This is a genomic window from Paracidovorax sp. MALMAid1276 (genome assembly GCF_049198005.1).
In the GTDB taxonomy this organism is placed as follows: Bacteria; Pseudomonadota; Gammaproteobacteria; order Burkholderiales; family Burkholderiaceae_C; genus Acidovorax.
Genome location: NZ_JBMIRS010000136.1, coordinates 1 through 18,558, shown reverse-complemented (window position 1 = coordinate 18,558; position 18,558 = coordinate 1). Strand labels below are relative to the sequence as shown.

Here is an 18,558-nt window from a genome sequence, read left to right as displayed (position 1 = left end):
GCATCCCATCCCGGCAAGGACCTTGTGCGACTCCAAAAAGACATTGAACAGGCTCTCAGTCGCGCGGGTAGCCCGTGGCCCTGGCCACTTGCGCGAGCAGCTGGTCGGCCACCGCACGGCCGCGCAGGCTGTCGGCAATGGTCACGCGCTTGCCGCTCCGCAGCTGCACCTGCAGCCGGTAAAACGTGGTGCTTTGGCCGCCGCTGTGCTGGGTGTAGCTTTCCTTGACGGCCAGGCGCGCAATGGCGGCGGCGGGCACGCGCCGCCAGGCCAGCATCAGGCCCAGCAGACGGCGCTCGGTGTGCAGGCCCTGGCCGTCCAGCTGCACGCGCAGGCTGTTGCACAGGGCATACAGGCCCCACACCAGCATGGCGCCGCCCACGCCGCCAAACACGATGGGGAACAGCACCGGGGCACCCATGGATCCGGCCGCAGCGCCCATGCCAAAAAACGCGCCCCCCAGCACCAGCCACAGCAGGTTCTGCCGCCACAGGCGGCCGTAAGGCTGGTACAGGCGCACGCCGCCGTCCACGGCCTCGATGTCGCTCACGGCCTGCAGTTCGGCATCGCGCCGGTCCTGCATCTGCGGGTGGCTGGCCGCGTCCTGCGCCAGCCAGGTGGATTCGACGCCGGTTTCGTACACCGGCACTTCAAACCGGCGCGAGAACTTCAGTGCCGGTTCGGTGCTCTCCAGCACCACCGTCCAGTGGTGCTCGCTGTTGCCTGCGGGGTCTTGCGACTGCGGCAGCCCCCGGGGCACATCGAAGCGGAACGACACGCGGCTGCCGGCCCCTTGCGGCTGCACCTGCGCCGCACCTTCCGCCTGCCAGACGATGTGCTCGCGCGATTCGGAGCGTTCATGGCTGCCCGCATTGCGACGCTGGTAGTGGTAGGCGCAGTACAGCGTGACGGCAAACCGCAAGCCGGGGCGAAACGGCACGGCGGGCAGATCGGCGCTGGCACCCACATGGCCGCCGATGGAGCCGGGGAACGGGTCCATCACCAGGGACACCTCGCCATGGCGGCGCGCGTCCAGCGTGGCGCGCACGGCCCACACCAGCAGGCCCAGCCCCACGGCCGCCATGGCAGCCAGCAGGCCCGCCACCGCATAGTTCTCTTGGCGCAAGGCACGCGGCAACGCGGACACGGCCGCCGGGTAGACAATGCCGCCCCACACCACCGCAAAGCCCCAGGCAAGCCACACTTCCCAGCGCTTGCCCGAGCGGATGCGGTTGTCCGCCCAGGCCTTGCGGGCCAGCCAGGGCACACCGCCAGCGGCCTGCAGGCGCGCCGCGTTCAGGGCCGGGGCACGCCGAAGGTGCCAGCCCCAGGCCAAGAGGCCCAGTCCCACACCGCCGAACAGCACCACAAAAATCATGCGAAACCCGAGCAGGCCCAGGCGCAGGCTGCGGTCCGCCACGGCATCTTGCGGGCGCGAGGGGTTCACCCACACGGGCGTGGGCGAGCCGCTGCGCTGGGCGTGTTCCAGGCGCGACGCCAGGCTGGCATGAAAGCTGCCAACGTTGTCGGCCGAGGTATTGATGGCGGGTCGAAAACCATCGTACGCAACGCCCGCCACCTCGTACCGGTAGTGGGCCGAGACGCTATACGTGTTGCCCGACTTGCTGCCGCGGTGCGTGTTGAGCTGTGCCGACACCACCCGCGCCGGCACTTCGTTCCAGGACTGCATGCGCGCCCAGTCATACAGCGTGGGCAGCACGCCCAGCAGCAGCATGCCAATGCCCACGGCGGCAAACGGCACTGCGAACAGCATGAGCAGCCACGGGCCGCCCCCGCTCTTCGCGCTGGCGCCTGCCGCGTGCGTTGCGCGGTGTGTGCGACGACCTGCCTGGTTGGCCATTCACCCTCCCTCTGTGCCCCCCAGGGCGGGGGTGCGGTGTTGAACCCGGAAGCCGGGGGCGCTGATTCTGCGGCGTCTCACCCCACCGGCCAAGGCGTTTTGCAAGTCCTGCGGGTGCTGTGGTCTTGCAAGGCCTTCCACAAGGCAGCGCCACGGTGAAAATATCGAGCCAAAATGGCCCCTAGCGCTTACTGCATCGATGCAAGCAGCTACAAAATGTGAAGCATCGCACACGCCATAACGGTGTATGCACACCACCACAGCTTTGCCAGAATGGCGCCCATGTCCACCCACTCCTCCCCGCGCCCCGCCCGCTACTGGCTCATGAAATCCGAGCCCGACGAATGCTCCATCGACGACGCACTGGCCGCCCCCAACGCCACCGTGCCCTGGACGGGCGTGCGCAACTACCAGGCGCGCAACTTCATGCGCGACGAGATGCAGGTGGGAGACGGCGTGCTGTTCTACCACTCCAGCTGCCCCGAGCCCGGCATTGCCGGCCTGGCCCGGGTGGCCAGCACCACCCGGCCCGATCCCACGCAGTTCGACCCCACATCGCCCTACCACGACCCCAAGTCGCCGCCCGACGCACCCCGCTGGCTGCTGCTGGACGTGCAGGCCCTCAGCAAGACACGGCTGCTGCCGCTGGCCGAGCTGCGCGCGCGGCCCGAACTGGCCGGGCTGCGCGTGCTGCAAAAAGGCAGCCGCCTGTCGATCACGCCTGTCGAGCCCGCAGACTGGGACCGTGTGGTGGCGCTGCTGGACGCCGGTGGATGACCCTGCCGCTGGCCCTTCGCCATTTTTATTGAATGTTTTTGGCCCTCAGCGCTTGCTGATAAAGCGCAGACAGCTATCAAAATGTGAGTAGATACACCCCATTGCCCATGACCGCCACCCGCAAAACCCTGCTCATCGTTTATCACTCCCTGACCGGCGGCACGCGCCAGATGGCCGAGGCTGCGCTGCAGGGCGCGCAGGAGGCCGAACCCGGCATGCAGGTGCGGCTGCTGCACGCCCGCGAGGCCGGCGCCGCCGACATGCTGGCGGCCGACGGCTATGTGTTTGCCACGCCAGAGAACCTGGCCGCCATCAGCGGGCTGATGAAGGACTTTTTTGACCGCTGCTATTACCCGGTGCTGGACCAGGCGAACGGCCGCCCCTATGCCGCGCTGGTGTGTGCGGGCAGCGACGGCGCCAACGCGGCGCGGCAGATGGCCCGCATTGCCACCGGCTGGCGCCTGAACGCCGTGGCCGACCCGCTGATCGTGTGCACCCACGCGCAGACGCCCGAGGCCATATTGGCGCCCAAGCACATCGGCGAGGCCGACCTGCAGCGCTGCCGCGAACTGGGCGCGGCGATGGCCACGGGGCTGGCCTTGGGTGTGTATTGATTCGACTCAGCCCCTAAGAACGTGTTTACGATCTCGCAGGGGATCGTAAACACGTTCTAAGACGTGCGCAGAAGACGCTACCGCCCGCCCCAGGCCTGCGCATAGGCCCCCACCAGGTGCTCGCGGGTCTTCTTGTAGCCCTCCCAGTCAAACCCGGCCAGAAACGCCCGCGCGGCCTCGGCACCTCGGCGGAACAGGTCCAGCTTGCCCTCGTCGCTCATTTCAAAGTCCAGCCAGTCGTGGTCGGCCGTGTCGATATACGCCACCAGTTGTTTGAAGTCGGGGTTCTTGCGCAAAAACTCATAGTCCAGGCAGTGGCGCGACGCATTGAAGGTCTGCGTCACCACCTTGGTCAGGCTGGCGATGGTGTGGCTGCGGTCGTCCCACTGCAGCTTCACGCCCAAGGTGGGCCGCGTGGGCACCTTCAGGGTGTTGTGAAAGGCGTCGATGGGGAAGTTGGACAACACGCCGCCGTCGATGAAGCAGGCCTCGGGCGGCGGGAACGGCGGCACGCGGCCCGGGTCCATGTCGCGCTCGTCCATGCCGGCCAGTTGGCACCACAGCTTGCGGTGCTCAGCGTCGCGCAGTTGCATCGGCACGCGATAGGGCCGGAAGAACAGCGGGATCGACATCGAGCAGCGCGCATAGTCCGCCGGGTTCACCGCGTCCGGGTCGGCCCAGTACAGCCCGGCCATGCGCGGGAACTCCACCTTGGTCTCGGTGGCGATGTCGGCCGCGACGATGCACAGGTAGTCCTTGCCCGCATCCAGCGGCGGCAACGCGGGAGCGCCCTGCAGCTGCGATGCGGCATGCAGGCTGCCCGGGCGCAGGTGCCAGTCCAGCGGCGTGGCCGCCATGCGCTGGCGCAGGGCCCGGGTGGTGGAAATGCCGCAGTCTGCCAGCACCCGCGTCAGCCAGGCCTGAAAGCGGTCGCCCCGGTTCAGGCCCTGCATCGTGCGCAGGTTGTCCACCACCTGCACGCCCTTCCACACCCCCCGGGCCAGGCCGGGGCGCCTGAGCAGGGTGTTGATGAAATCGCGGGCGTCGTCGTCATCGTCGTCCTTGCCGTCCATGAACTCCGCCATGGGGATGTTGGCCACGATTTCCACCAGCCGGCCGCACTTGGGCTCGCTCGGCTCACCCAGCGCGGCCAGCACCAGCGCCGTGATGGACCCGGCCGACGCGCCCCCCAGGGCCGAAAACCGCAGCCCCGCCTGCTCCAGCAGATAGAGATAGCCCACCAGAGCGATGCCCAGCACGCCCCCGCCCTCCATCACCAGGTCCACATACTGCCGGCCCGCAGCGTCCAGCGCGTCGCTGTAGGCCTTGCGGTCCAGCCCCTCGGCGCGCATCTGCGCGACGGCGGGGGCGGCTTCGGCGTGGAACTGGGCGGCGGTCAAGCGCATGGCGGGCTCCTGAAATGGGTGGCGGCGGGGCGGCGGGGCCATGCTGGCGTGGCAGCGCAGTTCATGCAACTGAACATTGGCACGGCGCCGCCCAGAAACCGCACGGGCGCGCCAGGGCGCTCAGCCCCAAGGCGCTGCCGGCGCGCGGTACACCAGCACCTTCAATGCCCTGTGTTCGTCCACATCGGCAAACACCGCCGGGTTGGCCACGCGTTCGACAAACTGCAGCTCGGGCGCCAGCTCGCGCATCTGGTCTTGCAAAAAGGCCAGGCCGAGCTCGGGAGCGTTCAGGCACAGCAGCGCGTGGCCGCCGGGCGCCAGCAGGTCGGGCAGGCGGCGCATCAGGCGGGCGTAGTCCTTGGTGGCGACGAAGCTGCCCTTCTGGTAGCTGGGCGGGTCGACGATGACGAGGTCGTAGGGGCCGCTGCGGTTGATCTTGCCCCAGCTGCTGAAGATGTCGTGCGGCAGGAAAGCCGCACCGGTGGTGATGCCGTTGAGCTGATGGTTTTGCTGCCCGATGCCGATGGCGCCGTGGCTCATGTCCACGTTGACCACCTGGCGCGCGCCCGCCTGCAGCGCGACCACCGAGAACGCACAGGTGTAGGCGAACAGGTTGAGCACCTTCAGGCCGTAGCGGTCGCCTTGCCGTGCAGCCACGAAGTCGCGCACCCAGCGGCGGCCCGCCGCCATGTCGAGAAACAGGCCGTGGTTCTGCCCGCGCAGCACATGCACCCGGTAGCGGGTGGCGCCTTCCATCACCACGTGCGGGTCAGGCACGGCGCCGGCCATCAGGCGCGTGTCGCTGCGGCCTTCCACCCGCAGGGCTTCGCCCCGATGCTGAAAGACCCAGTTCAGCGGCTCTCCCGCAGGCGCGATCTGCGCCCAGCGCGCCTGCAGCGCCGCGCCCACGGCCGCCAGTTCCTCATCGGTGGCGGGCGCAAAGCGGGTCAGCACGAAGACAGGCGGGTACGCGTCCAGCACCCACTGCTCGCAGCCCGGGTGCATGCCGCCCCGGCCGTGGAAGATGCGCTGCGCCTCGGTGGGCAAAGGCATGGTGGCGATGGCGTCGAGCAGGGATTGCATGGGGGCTGAAAAAGAAAAATATTGAATAAAAACAGGCTTCAGCGCTTATCCACAAAGCGCCAGAAGCTATTAAATATATAGCATCAACAGCGCGTGGATCAACGACCACCGTGGGGCGGTTGATTGGATGGATGCCGCTGCAGCGCCACATGCTGCAGCAGCATCACGGTCTTGCCGTCCTGAATCTGCCCGGTGCGGATGCCGGCCAGTGCTTCATCGAGCGGCATCTCGATGACCTCGATGTCTTCGCCCTCTTCCACCATGCCGCCGCCTTGGCGGATGCGGTCGGCAGCCTCGTAGTCGGCCACGAAGAAGTGCAGCTTCTCGGTCACCGAACCCGGGCTCATGTAGGCCTCGAACACCTTGCGCGGCGCGCGCACGCGAAAACCTGTTTCCTCTTCGGCCTCGCGGCGCACGCAGGTTTCGGGGTCGTCGCCGTCGAGCAGGCCCGCGCAGGCTTCGATCAGCTGGCCTTGCGGATTGCCGTTCAGGAAGGTGGGCAGCCGGAACTGGCGCGTCAGCACCACCGTGTCCCGGCGCGGGTCGTGCAGCAGCACGACGGCGCCGTTGCCCCGGTCATAGGCCTCGCGCACCTGGCGCTGCCACTGGCCGTCACGCCGGCGCTGGTCCAACGTCACCTTGCGCAGCGTGTACCAGTGATCGGACAGCAACTCCACCGCAACCAGCTTCACGGCGTCGGTGCTGGCGGGCACCGGGGCGGGCATGGGGCGCGTCATGGTGCGTGCTCCCGCCCGGTCGTCGTCATGCGGGCTGGTTCGGGCATGGATGCTTGAAGAGCGAAGTGATGGGGCACGGATCTTCCTTGTGAGAGAGCAGAGGGTCGAAGGGCCGCATCATGCCTGCGGCGCGGCCACGCCGTTCACAGCGCGCGGGCGCGCAGCGCATCCACCAGCGCCTGGGCAAAGCCTGGCAGGGCCGTGCCCCTGCGCACGCAGATCTGCAGATCGCGCTGTGCCCAGGGCTCGTCCATGGCCAGCACCACCGGCGGCTCGGTCAGGCCTGCCGTGCGCACCGCGCTGCGCGGCACCAGGCCGATGCCCACGCCCGCGCCCACCATACGGCAGACGGCTTCGAAGCTGCGCACCTGGATGCGCACGTCCAGGTGGCGGCCCAGCGTGGCGGCCGTGTTCATCGTGAAGGTGTGGATGGCCGAGCCCGCGTGCAGCATCACGAACGGGTGGTCCAGCACTTCGGCAAAGCCGGTGCTGCCGCGGGCCGAGAGCGCATGGCCGCGCGGCACGATGAGCACGAGCCGGTCCTGCCGGTAGGGCAGCAGGTCCACCCCCGCGCTGTGGCCGCTGTCGGCCAGCACGCCCACGTCGATCTCGCCACCGGCCACGGCCACCACGATCTCGGCGCTGGTGCGCTCTTCCAGGCTCACGCTGACCTGCGGGTGCTGGCGCAGAAAACCGGCCAGGTCGTCCGGCAGAAAAGTGTGCGTGGCATGCGTATTGGCCCACAGGCTCACGTGGCCGCGGATGCCCGTGGCAAAGGGCGACAGGTTGGCGTGCATCTGCTCCAGGCTGGCCAACACCTGGCGCGCGTTGCGCAGCAGGGCCTCGCCCGCGCGGGTCAGCTGCACGCCCCGGGCCTGCCGCTCCAGCAGGGTGGCGTTGAGCGCCTCTTCCAGGCGGCGAATGCGGTGGCTGGCCGACGATGGCGCCAAAAAGGCGCGCGCCGCGCCGCGTGTCAGGTTGCCCTCTTCCGCCACCGCCACAAAAAGGCGCAGGTCCGTCAGGTCGTAGTTCATGGGGATACAGGACAACAAAGAGACCAAAGACACCGGCGCATTCGGCTTTGACGAACGCTACCGTGGGAGATGGGCAATTGTGCCTCTTGCATTCTGCAGCCACCATTGCAAAAAAACGAACAGCCGAGGCTGAAGCATCCGCAGCCTCATCCGTTCGATCCGTTCTCTTTGTTTACCCTTGCTCACTCCCCCATGTCATTCAAAAAATGGTCGCCCGAGCGCATCGGACTCGCGCTGGCCGTGCTGGCCGCCTTCGGGTTCTCGTTCAAGGCGATTTTCGTGAAGCTGGCCTACGCCGTGCCGCAGGCTGCGCCCGTGGATTCGGTCACCCTGCTGGCGCTGCGCATGCTGTTTTCGGTGCCGGTGTTTGCCTGGGTCGGCTGGCGCGCCAGCCGCCACCTGGCGCCGCTGGCGCTGCGCGACTGGCTGGCCGTGGTGGCGCTGGGCCTGCTGGGCTATTACGGGGCCAGCATTCTGGACTTTGTGGGCCTGCAGTACATCTCGGCCAGCCTGGAGCGGCTGATCCTGTTCACCTACCCCACGCTCACCATCCTGATTGGGGTGCTGTTTTTGGGCAAGACGGCCTCGCGCCGAGAGATGGGCGCCCTGCTGCTGTCTTACGCGGGCATCGGCCTGGCGTTTGCGCACGACCTGCACATTGCAGGGGATGCGCGGGCGGTGTGGATCGGGGCGGGGTTTGTGTTCGGCTCGGCCGTTTCGTATGCCTTCTACCAGGCCGGCAGCGAGCCAGCCATTCGCCGCCTGGGCGCGGCGCGTTTCACCGCGCTGGCAATGCTGGTGTCCACCGTGGCCACGCTGGCGCACTTTGTCGCCACGCAGCCTGTGTCGACCCTGGTGCAGCCTTTGCCGGTGTACGGGCATGCCGTGGGCATGGCCGTGTTCTCCACCGTGCTGCCGGTGTTCATGACCTCGGCCGCCATCCGCCGCATCGGCGCCCCCAAGACAGCGCTCATCGGCACGCTGGGGCCCATCCTCACCATCTTCTTCAGCGCCTGGTTGCTGGACGAGCCGCTCACGGCCTGGCAGATGGGGGGTGCCGCGCTGGTGCTGGCGGGGGTGATGCTGATCGGTGCCCGGCCCAAGGCGAGCGGCGCCACGCCCCAGGGCGCGAACACGCCGCAGGCCGCCCCGCAGAAGGGCTGAAAGGGCCGAAAAGGCCGAACAAAGGCGTGATTCAGCGCAGGCCCAGGCGCGTCAGTTTCTTGACCAGCCCCACGCGCGAGATGCCCAGCCTGCGCGCCGCCTCCGACTGATTGCCGCCCGTGGCGGCCAGGGTGTCGCGCACCATGCGCAGTTCCAGTTCGGTCAGTGCGGCGTCCAGCGGACCCGTGATCCCAGGTACCGCCAGCTGCGCATCGGTCGGGTGCGCGGGGTCGGTGTGGTGAAACGGCTCGCCCGCGTCGCCCAAGGCGCCCAGGGCGCCCATGTCGCCGCTCGCCAGCTGCAGCAGCTCGGCATCCACCTCGCGCTGATCGGGCATCAGCAAGGCAGCGGCGGACTCGGCCACGGCCTTGAGTTCTCGCACGTTGCCCGGCCATTCGCGGGCCATCAGCCACGCCAGCGCACTGGGCGACAGACCCGCGCGCGGCGCCACGCGGTGCACGAAACGCGTGGCCAGCAAGGGGATGTCGGCCGGCCGCTCGGCGATGGAGGGGGTGCGCAGCACCACGCCCTTCAAGCGGTAGAAAAGGTCCTCGCGGAAGCTGCCCTCGCGCACCATGGCCTCCAGGTCGCGGTGGGTGGCGGCCACCACGCGGGTGTCGGCGCGCTTTTGCACGCGGCCGCCCACCGGCACAAAGGTGCCCTCCTGCAGAAAGCGCAGCAGCTTGACCTGCATGGGCGGCGGCATCTCGCCCACCTCGTCCAGAAACAGCGTCCCGCCGTGCGCGGCCTCCACCAGGCCGGGTTGATCGCGGTAAGCGCCGGTGAAGCTGCCCTTCATATGGCCAAAAAGCTCGCTCTCCAGCAGCTCGGCCGACAGCGCCCCGCAGTGGATGGCCACGAACGGCTCGTTGCGACGCGCGCTGCAGGCGTGCAGCGCGCGGGCCACCAGCTCCTTGCCGGTGCCCGTGGGGCCCAGCACCAGCACGCTCACCTGGGTGGGCGCAACGCGCCGTACCAGCGCGCGCAGCTGCACCGTCGCCGCCGCCTGGCCCACCATGCCCAGGTCGTCCAGCGCCTGGCCCTCACGCAGCGTGGCCAGCTCCGCGTCCAGCCGCGCCTTGCGCAGCCCGCGCGCCACCACAAAGCGCAGCATGTCGGGGTCGATGGGCTTGGTGAGAAAGTCCCAGGCACCCAGCTCGGTGGCGCGCAGGGCCAACGCATGGTCGCCATGGCCGGTGAGCACCACCACGGGCACACGGGCAAAGCGCGGGATCAGCTCCAGCCCGATCTCCGGGTCCATGTGCGGTGGCATGGCCAGGTCGAGCAGCACCAACTCGGGCTGCTGTTTGGCAAAGGCCGCCAGCGCTTGTTCACCATCGCCGGCCAGCGTGACGGTGTGGCCCAGGTTGCGCAAAAACGCGCCGCCCAGGCGCTGAAATGCGGCCTCGTCGTCCACCAGCAGCACGTGTCCGTTCTGGGCCTCGGCGTCGGCGGCAGTGGCGTCGCCGGGCAGGGGTGTGGAGGCGGAGGTAGAGATCATGCAGATGTCGTCGTCAGGGGGAATCGGAGCGTGAAGCAGGTGCTCCACGGGGCGCGCTCGGCCAGCACCACCGATCCGCCGTGCGCAGCCATGATGCGCGCCACGATCGCCAGGCCCAGCCCGGTGCCGCCCGGGCTGCGTGATGCAAACGGCTCAAACAGGCGGCTGCGGATCTCAGCCGGCACGCCGGGGCCCGCATCGCACACATGCAGCCACACGGCGTCCGCGGTGCGTTCCGCGTCGATGTGCACATGGCTGTGGGTGGCGGCCTTGCCGGGCGCGGCGGGTTCATCGGTGGCCGATGCGGCGACGCGAGCGTTCTCGAACAGGTTGGTCAGCACCTGGTCCACCCGCCGCGGGTCGGCCGGCACCCACAGGGGCTGATCCAGGCCATGGCCAAGGCTCACGTCGGGCAGCCGCAGGGCGGCGTTGCGCACGTGGGTGGCCAGGTCGATGGTGTCCACGCTCAGCTTCCAGGGTTTGGCGTAGTCCAGCAGGTCGTGGGTGAGGTTGGAGATCCGCGCCACCTGCTCTGCCACTTCACGCCGGGTGTCGCCGGGGGCTGCGGCCACGGCCATGGAGATGATGTTGAGCGGGTTGCGGATATCGTGTGCCACGGTGGCGGCCAGCGTGCCCAGCTCGGCCAGGCGGGCCTGCAGCTGGCGGTCGCGCTCGCGGGCGGCCGCATGCTGGGCCTGCTCCACCCGGGCGGCGGCTTCAGCCACCACGGTGCCAAACAGCTCGGCCACGTGGCGCGGGCCAGGGGGGGCGGCGTCCCAGCCGTGGAGCGTGGCGTGCCAGCGGTCGCCGCTGCTGCGCCGTGAACAGGCCAGCCGAGGCATGCTGCTGCTGGTGGGCGCGGGCGCGGGCGGCTCGCCGATGTGCACTTCCACCTGCGTGCCAATGCGCTGGCTCAGCAGCGCCGCCGCCTGCTGCGCCAGGGCTTCGGGCGTTTCGGCGGGCAGCAGCGCGCTGCGCCAGGCGTCCAGGTCGGCAATGGACACGCGTCCGCCCGGGTACACAAGCCGCTCGGCCACGCGCCGAACCGGGCCGTTGAGCGCCAGCACGCTGGCCGCCACGGCCAGGCCGCCCAACCAGCGCGACTCGAACGTGAGCAGGGGCGTGAGGGCGACCACCAGCGCACCCAGCGCCAGCAAGAGCGCCCATACCAGCGCGCGGCGCGCCCAGGCGTTGGCCACAAACACGCCGTAGCGCAGGATGCCGTAGACCAGGATCAACGAATACAGCGGCAGGCCCAGCAGCGGAAACGGGTAGACAGGCCAGCCCAGCACGGCGATGCCGTAGCCCGTGAGGCAGAGCATGCCCCAGAGGCACGAAGCCGTGACCGCCGCGATCTGCCGGAACTTCTGCCCGTCGCCCTCCCGCCGCGCGCGCAGCAGGGCATGCAGCAGCACCGACACGCCTCCAATCCCCAGGACGACCCAGGCCATGCTCGCGACCCAGCCCACGGGATTTGCCACAGCAATCCAGCCAATGTCCGGGTGCTGCTCGATATGCCCCGGCGTCATCAGCATGGCCGACAGGGTGGCGCCCGCGCCCAGCACGTAGGCGGCGGCAAGGCCCGCGCGGCCCAGGTTCACACGGCAAAACACCACGCAGAAATGAAAGAACAGCACCGAGGTGAACGGCGCCGTGGAGAGCAGCAGCATCATCACCCGCTCGGTGTCGGGGCCGAACCAGTTGGGCAGCTCGTTGCCCACCATCCAGAGCGATATGCCCACCAGAAACGCTGACAGCAGCCGCGCGCCCGCCACCCGGTCGGCAAAGGCGAGCAGCACGGCGGCCAGCACCAGGGTTTCCAGCAGCGCGAACCCGAGAACGGCGTGGATCAGCATGGGAGGAGAAGGGATGACCGGGACGTTGGAGGAAGGAACGGCAACCTGTTCCTGCGGTTGACGGTTGGCCGCCGACGGACTGTAAACCAGGTATGCAGGTCTTGGAGCGATTTCCAATGAAATCAACCACTTGCAGCTTGCAGGCGGGCTGGCCCGACTTTCGCAATAGAGAGCCACAAGAAGCGCAAGTGCCGCTTCCAGCAAAGGCCCTCCATGTTCGCCCTGTTCACTTCCACCGCCGCCCGCCCCACCGCCACGGATGCATTGCCAGCGCGCCCGCTGGACCTGCCGGCGCTGGCCGGTTCTGCTGCCTGGGCCCGGCTGCCCCGCGCCGTGCAACGCCGCTTTGGGGTGGCCCACCCGGACGTGACCTACCACGGCGTGATGGAGCTGCGGTGCTCGCGCATCGGCCATGTGTTTGCGGCGCTGGCACGGCTCTGGGGCGGCCCGCTTGCGCACCTCAACACCACAGACCTGCCCGCCACCGTGCGCGTGAGCGGCAATGGGCGCGGCGGCATGGTGTGGGAGCGGTGCTTTCATGGCGACCGCCAAGGACGCAGCGGCTGCACCGTACGGTCCACCAAGGAGCTGGGCGCCGACGGCGGCCTGCGCGAGCGCACGGACGGCGGCTTGAGCATGTCGCTCGATGTGCTCGAAGAAGACGGCGCGCTGGTCTTTCGCAGCCGCCGCTATTTCTGGGTGCTGGGGCGTGTGCGCATCCCCGTGCCCACGCTGCTGACCCCCGGCACGTGCAGCGTTGCGCATGCGGACCTGGGCGGCGGCCGGTTTCGCTTCACGCTGAGCATGGCTCACCCCTGGTGGGGCGAGACCTTCTACCAATGCGGCGTATTCACCGATCCCGTTGCGGACCACGACGACACCGATACCATCATTTTTGCTGCCTGAGTCCCCCCGCCACCGAAGTCTTCGCCATGACCCCCATGAACACCCTTTTTCTGCTGCTCTCGGTGCAAGCCGCCATGGGCGCGTTCGACAACCTCTGGCACCACGAACTGGAGGCCCGCCTGCCCCATCGCACCTCGGCCCGTCACGAACTGGCGCTGCACGCCGCTCGCGAGGCCATCTACGGCATCGTCTTTTTTGGCCTGGCCTGGTTTGAATGGCGCGGCGCGTTTGCCGCATTGCTGGGCACGCTGCTGGTGGCCGAGCTGTGCATCACGCTGGCCGACTTTCTGGAGGAAGACCGCACCCGGCGTCTGCCGCCGCTCGAGCGGCTGCTGCACACGCTGCTGACCATCAGCTACGGCATCTTTCTCGCGCTGATGGCGCCGCTGCTCTGGACCTGGGTGCAATTGCCCACCGCCATGGTGCTGGCACCGCACGGCTGGGTGTCGTGGCTGTTCACGGCCTTCGCCGTGGGCGTGTGGGCCTGGAGCATACGCAACGCGCTGGCCGTGTGGCAGCTGGGTGGCAGCGCGCGCCAGCCTGCTGCATCTGCATCTGCATCTGCATCTGCATCCGCATCCGCACACACCGGCAGTGCCACGGGCAACGGGCACCTGCCCCGTCCCGCGATCCTGGTCACCGGCGGCACCGGCTTTGTGGGCAGCGCGCTGGTGGCCGAGCTGGTGTGCCACGGCGAGCGTGTGATCGTGCTCGCCCGGGACGCCGTGCAGGCGCGCGCCCATCTGGGCCCCGCCGTCTGGGTGGTGGACACGCTGGAGGCCATACCGCCCGAGACCCCCATCGACGCCGTCGTGAACCTGGCCGGGGCCCGCGTGCTGGGCATGCCCTGGACGGCCGCGCGCAGGCGCGAGCTGCTGGACAGCCGCGTGAACACCACGGTGGCGGTTGTGGCACTGATGCGGCGCCTGCACCGCCCGCCCCGCGTGCTCGTCAGCGCATCGGCCGTGGGCTTCTATGGTGCCTCGCCCGACGCGTCGATGGAACCCTTGGACGAATCCGCCCCACCCTGCCCGGGCGAGTTCCAGTCGGACCTGTGCGCCGCCATTGAACACGAGGCCCGCCGCGCCGAAGCCCTGGGCGTGCGCGTGGTGCGCCTGCGCCTGGGCGTGGTGCTGGGCCACGGTGGTGGCGCCTACCCCATGCAGGCCCTGAGCGCCCGCCTGGGCCTGGGCGCCGTGCTGGGCCATGGGCGGCAGCCTGCCCCCTGGGTGCATCTGGACGATGCGGTGGGCCTGGTGCGGTTTGCCATGGCCAACCCGGAGGTGCAAGGCCCGGTCAATGCCGTGGCGCCCCAGGCGGTGACGCAGGCGACGTTCGCCCGGGCCCTGGCCGCATCGTTCGGCCGCCGGGTGTGGATGCGAGTGCCCGGCTGGCCGCTGCGCGCCCTGCTCGGAGAAATGTCGTGCCTGCTGCTGGACGGGCAGAACCCCGTACCCCATGCCGCACTCGCCCACGGCTACCGCTTTGTGCACCCTCAGCTGGAGGGCGCCCTGGCCGACCTGGCACGGCCCGCTCGTGCTCCACGGCGCCAAAGCCCAAGAATATGAGCAAAAAAAGGCCCCAGCGCTTTATGGATAAGCGTTGGCAGCTATCAAAATGTGACTCCTTCACCATCCCAGCACCCAACAAAAAAGCCCGCACGCAGCGGGCTTTGATCCATCGCAGAGCGCGCTCAGACCCGGGGGACCGGTGTGCCGGAATTCACGCACAGCGCCATGTTCAGCGCCTTGATGGCGGTCTTGTAGTCTTCGCGCTCGATCACGAACTGCATGTTCACCTGGCGCAGGGTTTGCGACACGCAGTTCACGTTGACGTGCGCATCGGCCAGCGCCTGTGCGGCCTTGGCCAGCACGCCGGGGATGCCGATGTTGGAGCCGATGGTGCAGGCGATGGCGCTGGGCTTGATCGTCACGACCTGGTAGTCCTCCTGCAGCTGCTCCACCAGCGCCGGGGTGACCTGGTGGTCCCACACCAGGTGGGCGATGGAGTTGGCATTGGTGGCCTTGAGGATGTAGCTCACGTTGTGCTTGCAGAACACGTCCATCAGGCCCGCATCAAAGCCCACCGTGCCCACCATGCTGGGGTCGTGGATCTCGATCAGCGTGACCTTGTCGGTGCCTGTGACGATCTCCACGCGCGCGCGCTCGCCCACGAAATCCTTGGTGATCAAGGTGCCGGGGTGGTCGGGCTCGAAGGTGTTCTTCAGGCGGATGGGGATGCCCGCCAGCTCCATGGGCTTGGCGGCCTTGGGGTGGATGGCTTCCATGCCCACGTCGGCCAGCTGGTCGGCCACGTCGTAGTTGGTGGCGCCCACCACGATGGCGTTTTCCAGGCCCACCAGATTGGGGTCGGCCGACGAGAGGTGGAATTCCTTGTGGATCACGGCCTCGGCCGGGCGCACTTCCACGGCGATCTTGCTGAAGGTGACCTCGGAATAGCCGCGGTCGAACTCGCGCATGATGCCTTCGGTGCCCTTGGTGTAGCCCGTGGCCACCACCACCTTGTCGGCCAGGTCCAGGCCCTTGAAGCTGTGGGCGATGCGCTCGTCGATCGTCCAGGCCTCGTTGTCGTCAAAACCGGCCAGGTCCATCAGCACGGCGTTCACGCCCTTGGCCTTGAGGATCTCCACCGAGTTGAACGCGCTGTGCGATTCGCCGATGGAGGCCAGCACCTCGCGGGCGGCCAGCAGCACGTCGCGGCGGCTCAGGTAGCCGCTGGCCAGCACGTGCTGCATGGCGTTCAGGTACTCGCGCGCCTGGCCGATGCGGTGGTCGATGAAGGCATCGGCAACATCCAGGGGCAGGCCCAGTTCGGCGTAGGTGGCATTGATCTTCTTCAGGCTGGTGGCCAGATCGGTGAGGGCGGACTGGTAGTCCTTGCTTTCCGCGAACAGCGCATAGATGCCGCGCTCGCCGGTCTTCTTGTGCTCCAGCAGCTGGTTGGTCACGCCCGAGTACGCCGACACCACGTAGATCCGGCCGTTGATGCGCTTGGGGTCGTGCAGCATGATGTGGCGCACCACATCGCCAAAGGCGGTCATCGAAGTGCCGCCGATCTTCTCGACAGAGATCCTGGAATTTTGAACGTCTTGCATGGACTGGCAGAGGGGGGAGCAAAGAAAAGGGGTCAACCGGGCGCGAATGCGTGCTGCCCAGGGCCCGCGCAGCAGCAAACCCGGTATTTTCCATTACTTTTGCAGCGGCACCTCCGCGCGCCGCGTGGACGCGGGCGCACGCGGCGGGGACGGCCGTCCGTCACGGCGCGAAGTCGTCGACCTGGATCACCTTGTCGGCCGCTTTCAGATAAGCCAGCGCCAGCGCAGGGTTGGGCATGCCGGCGGCGGCTTCTTCGAACGAGCCCGAGCGCCGCACCAGCTTGTTGAGCTGGTTGGTGACTTCGTCGCCCAGCTGTGCGGCCAGCTCCAGCGCCTTGACCAGGTCGACCATGCCGCCGCCCTTAGGCAGGCTCACGTCTGGGCACAGGCGCTGCGCCACCGCCGCGTTTTCGCGCAACAGCTTGGCCAGTGCCAGCATCTGCACGTCCCGCAGCGGCGCAAGGTGGGCCGTGCGGCTGAGCACCAGCCGCCCGATCAGGCGCCGCCCTGGCGTGGGCAGGTTGGCATACAGGTCGCTCAGCACCTCTTCGGCCGCGTCCAGCTGGGTGCGCAGCGCGGCACGGGCCAGCGGCAGCATTTGCGCGTCTGCGTCCAGCGCGTAGCGCCACAGCGTGGCGCTGCCCATGTACAGGTGGGCCAGGCAGTCTCCCAGGCGGGACGACAGCAGCTCCATGCGCTTGAGCTTGCCGCCCAGCAGGCCCATGGCCAGGTCGCAGGTCAGCGCGTATTTGGCGCTCAGGCGCGCCAGCATGGCGGCTTCGGTGGCCAGGTCCTTCGGCGGCTCGCCCACCACGGGCGCGCCAAAGAGGCTGCGCCACAGGTTGCGCGCCACATGCCCCGCGTGGCCCAGCAGCGCCCGGCCCAGGGCCTCGGTGTCCTGTTGCTCCACGGCCTGCATCTCGGCCATCACATAGGGGTGGCAGCGCACGGCGCCCTGGCCAAAGATGATGAGCGACCGGGTGAGGATGTTGGCGCCCTCCACCGTGATGGCCACGGGCATGTGGCGGTAGGCCACCGACAGCAGGTTGGACGGCCCGTTGATGATGCCCTTGCCCCCCAGGATGTCCATGGCGTGGTTGATGGCCGTGCGCCCGGCCTCGGTCAGGTGCACTTTCAGGATGGCGCTGGCCACGCTGGGCTGCTCGCCGTTGTCCAGCGCAGCCGCCGTGAAGCGCCGGGCGGCGTCGGTGGCATACAGCTGCGCCGCCATGCCCGCGATGATGCCGGCCACCGCGTCGAACTTGCCGATGGGCATGCCGAACTGCTCGCGCACCTTGCCGTACCCATTGGCCACGAACACCGAGCTCTGCTGCGTGGCAGCCCCGAGCGCAGGCAGCGAAATGGCGCGGCCCGCTGCCAGGCACTGCATCAGCATGCGCCAGCCCTGCCCCACCTGCGCTTCGCCGCCGATGATCCAGTCCATGGGCACGAACACGTCTTCGCCGAAGATCGGGCCGTTCATGAAGGCGCTGTCCATGGGCCGGTGGCGGCGCCCAATCTGCATGCCGGCCGTGGGCACGGGGATCAGCGCGCAGGTGATGCCGAGGTCGCGCTCGCCTTCGGGCCGGCTCTCGTCACGCGCGTTGAACGCCAGGCCCACCACGGTGGCCACCGGCGCCAGCGTGATGTAGCGCTTGGAGAAGTTGACGACAAAGCCGCGCACCGGCTGGCCGTCCACCTCGCGCGTGGTCAACACGCCCAGGTCCGGGATGGAGGCTGCGTCCGAGCCCGCGTAGGGTGAGGTGAGCCCGAAGCAGGGCAGCTCGCGGCCATCGGCCAGCCGCGGCAGGTAGTGCTTCTTCTGCGCCTCGGTGCCGTAGTGCAGCAGCAGTTCGGCCGGTCCCAGCGAATTGGGCACCATGGCCGTCACCGCCGCCGACACGTTGACGGTGGCCAGGCGCGTGACCACGGCCGCATGCGCAAAGTGGCCAAAGCCCAGGCCGCCCCACTCCTTGGGAATGATCATTCCGAAGAAGCGCTTCTCGCGCAGGTACTGCCACACCTCGGGCGGCAGGTCGCGCGCCGTGTCGATGGCAAAGTCGTCCAGCATGCCGCACAGCGTGTGCACCTCGTTGTCGAGGAAGGCCTGCTCTTCAGCGGTGAGCTTGTTGGGGCCGGTGGCCATCAGCGCGTTGAAGTCGGGGCTGCCTGCGAACAGCTGGCCCTCGAACCCCACCGTGCCCGCCTCCAGCGCCGCGCGTTCGGTGTCGCCCATGGCGGGCAAGGCCTTGGAAAAGGGGGCCATGGCCCATCGGCCGACGAGTGATGCAATGCCCATGAATGTCTCCTGTGGTCTGTGAATGCCGTGCTCCGGTCTGGCGCAAGCCCTGCGCCCCGGGACCGTCAGGCATTTTTACAGTGAGACAGGGACTTGGGTGGTTCATGGCACGCGATGGCTTAGAGCCTGTTCAATGTCTTTTTGAAGATCGCATTGGAGTGCAATCGGAATGAGTGGATGCGCCGGGTGCGCCGCATGGGCTCAT

General features: G+C 68.5%; 14 protein-coding genes. 5 read left to right on the top strand and 9 right to left on the bottom strand.

The window, feature by feature from the left end; translation table 11 throughout:
* Positions 1-55: 55 nt before the first annotated feature.
* Positions 56-1,861, bottom strand: coding sequence for a DUF3592 domain-containing protein (locus ACOQFS_RS09390; protein WP_421562632.1), 1,806 nt, complete (start codon positions 1,859-1,861; stop codon positions 56-58).
* Positions 1,862-2,143: 282 nt separating this feature from the next.
* Here ACOQFS_RS09390 and ACOQFS_RS09385 point away from each other — a divergent pair, with 282 nt between their 5' ends.
* Positions 2,144-2,638 carry an EVE domain-containing protein gene (locus ACOQFS_RS09385; protein WP_421562631.1) on the top strand — a complete coding sequence of 165 codons (495 nt, stop codon included), beginning with the start codon at positions 2,144-2,146 and terminating at the stop codon, positions 2,636-2,638.
* 107 nt (positions 2,639-2,745) lie between these two features.
* Positions 2,746-3,252 (top strand): flavodoxin family protein, encoded by a 507-nt coding sequence (locus ACOQFS_RS09380; protein ID WP_421562630.1) that lies wholly within the window; start codon positions 2,746-2,748, stop codon positions 3,250-3,252.
* 77 nt (positions 3,253-3,329) lie between these two features.
* Here the strand turns inward: ACOQFS_RS09380 and ACOQFS_RS09375 are convergent, their stop codons facing one another.
* The 4 genes from ACOQFS_RS09375 to ACOQFS_RS09360 form a co-directional block, all read right to left on the bottom strand.
* The gene (locus tag ACOQFS_RS09375) at positions 3,330-4,658 is read right to left on the bottom strand and encodes a patatin-like phospholipase family protein (protein WP_421562629.1); all 1,329 of its coding nucleotides are present in this window, start codon (positions 4,656-4,658) and stop codon (positions 3,330-3,332) included.
* 120 nt (positions 4,659-4,778) lie between these two features.
* Positions 4,779-5,741 carry a class I SAM-dependent methyltransferase gene (locus ACOQFS_RS09370; protein WP_421562628.1) on the bottom strand — a complete coding sequence of 321 codons (963 nt, stop codon included), beginning with the start codon at positions 5,739-5,741 and terminating at the stop codon, positions 4,779-4,781.
* Positions 5,742-5,839: 98 nt separating this feature from the next.
* Complete coding sequence (locus ACOQFS_RS09365; RefSeq protein WP_421562627.1) at positions 5,840-6,478, bottom strand: NUDIX domain-containing protein; 639 nt, start codon at positions 6,476-6,478, stop codon at positions 5,840-5,842.
* Positions 6,479-6,621: 143 nt separating this feature from the next.
* Entirely contained in the window at positions 6,622-7,512 is an 891-nt protein-coding gene (locus ACOQFS_RS09360) for a LysR family transcriptional regulator (RefSeq protein WP_421562626.1), read from the bottom strand.
* Between the two features lie 192 nt (positions 7,513-7,704).
* Here ACOQFS_RS09360 and ACOQFS_RS09355 point away from each other — a divergent pair, with 192 nt between their 5' ends.
* Complete coding sequence (locus ACOQFS_RS09355) at positions 7,705-8,676, top strand: DMT family transporter (RefSeq protein WP_421562625.1); 972 nt, start codon at positions 7,705-7,707, stop codon at positions 8,674-8,676.
* Positions 8,677-8,707: 31 nt separating this feature from the next.
* On the opposite strand, the gene ACOQFS_RS09350 is transcribed toward ACOQFS_RS09355, so the two are convergent.
* Together ACOQFS_RS09350 and ACOQFS_RS09345 are read right to left on the bottom strand one after the other, a co-directional pair.
* Positions 8,708-10,177, bottom strand: coding sequence for a sigma-54-dependent transcriptional regulator (locus ACOQFS_RS09350; protein ID WP_421562624.1), 1,470 nt, complete (start codon positions 10,175-10,177; stop codon positions 8,708-8,710).
* Positions 10,174-12,033 (bottom strand): ATP-binding protein, encoded by a 1,860-nt coding sequence (locus ACOQFS_RS09345; protein WP_421562623.1) that lies wholly within the window; start codon positions 12,031-12,033, stop codon positions 10,174-10,176. Before ACOQFS_RS09345 ends, ACOQFS_RS09350 begins: the two co-directional genes overlap by 4 nt.
* 213 nt (positions 12,034-12,246) lie before the next feature.
* Between ACOQFS_RS09345 and ACOQFS_RS09340 the strand changes: the two genes are divergently transcribed.
* Both ACOQFS_RS09340 and ACOQFS_RS09335 read left to right on the top strand, forming a co-directional pair.
* Positions 12,247-12,939 carry a DUF4166 domain-containing protein gene (locus ACOQFS_RS09340; protein ID WP_421562622.1) on the top strand — a complete coding sequence of 231 codons (693 nt, stop codon included), beginning with the start codon at positions 12,247-12,249 and terminating at the stop codon, positions 12,937-12,939.
* 35 nt (positions 12,940-12,974) lie between these two features.
* Entirely contained in the window at positions 12,975-14,507 is a 1,533-nt protein-coding gene (locus tag ACOQFS_RS09335; protein ID WP_421562621.1) for a TIGR01777 family oxidoreductase, read from the top strand.
* 125 nt (positions 14,508-14,632) lie between these two features.
* Here the strand turns inward: ACOQFS_RS09335 and ACOQFS_RS09330 are convergent, their stop codons facing one another.
* Positions 14,633-16,054: an aspartate kinase gene (locus ACOQFS_RS09330; RefSeq protein ID WP_421562620.1), complete on the bottom strand. Its 1,422-nt coding sequence runs from the start codon at positions 16,052-16,054 to the stop codon at positions 14,633-14,635.
* Between the two features lie 160 nt (positions 16,055-16,214).
* Positions 16,215-18,353, bottom strand: coding sequence for an acyl-CoA dehydrogenase (locus ACOQFS_RS09325; RefSeq protein ID WP_421562619.1), 2,139 nt, complete (start codon positions 18,351-18,353; stop codon positions 16,215-16,217).
* Between the last annotated feature and the right edge of the window lie 205 nt (positions 18,354-18,558).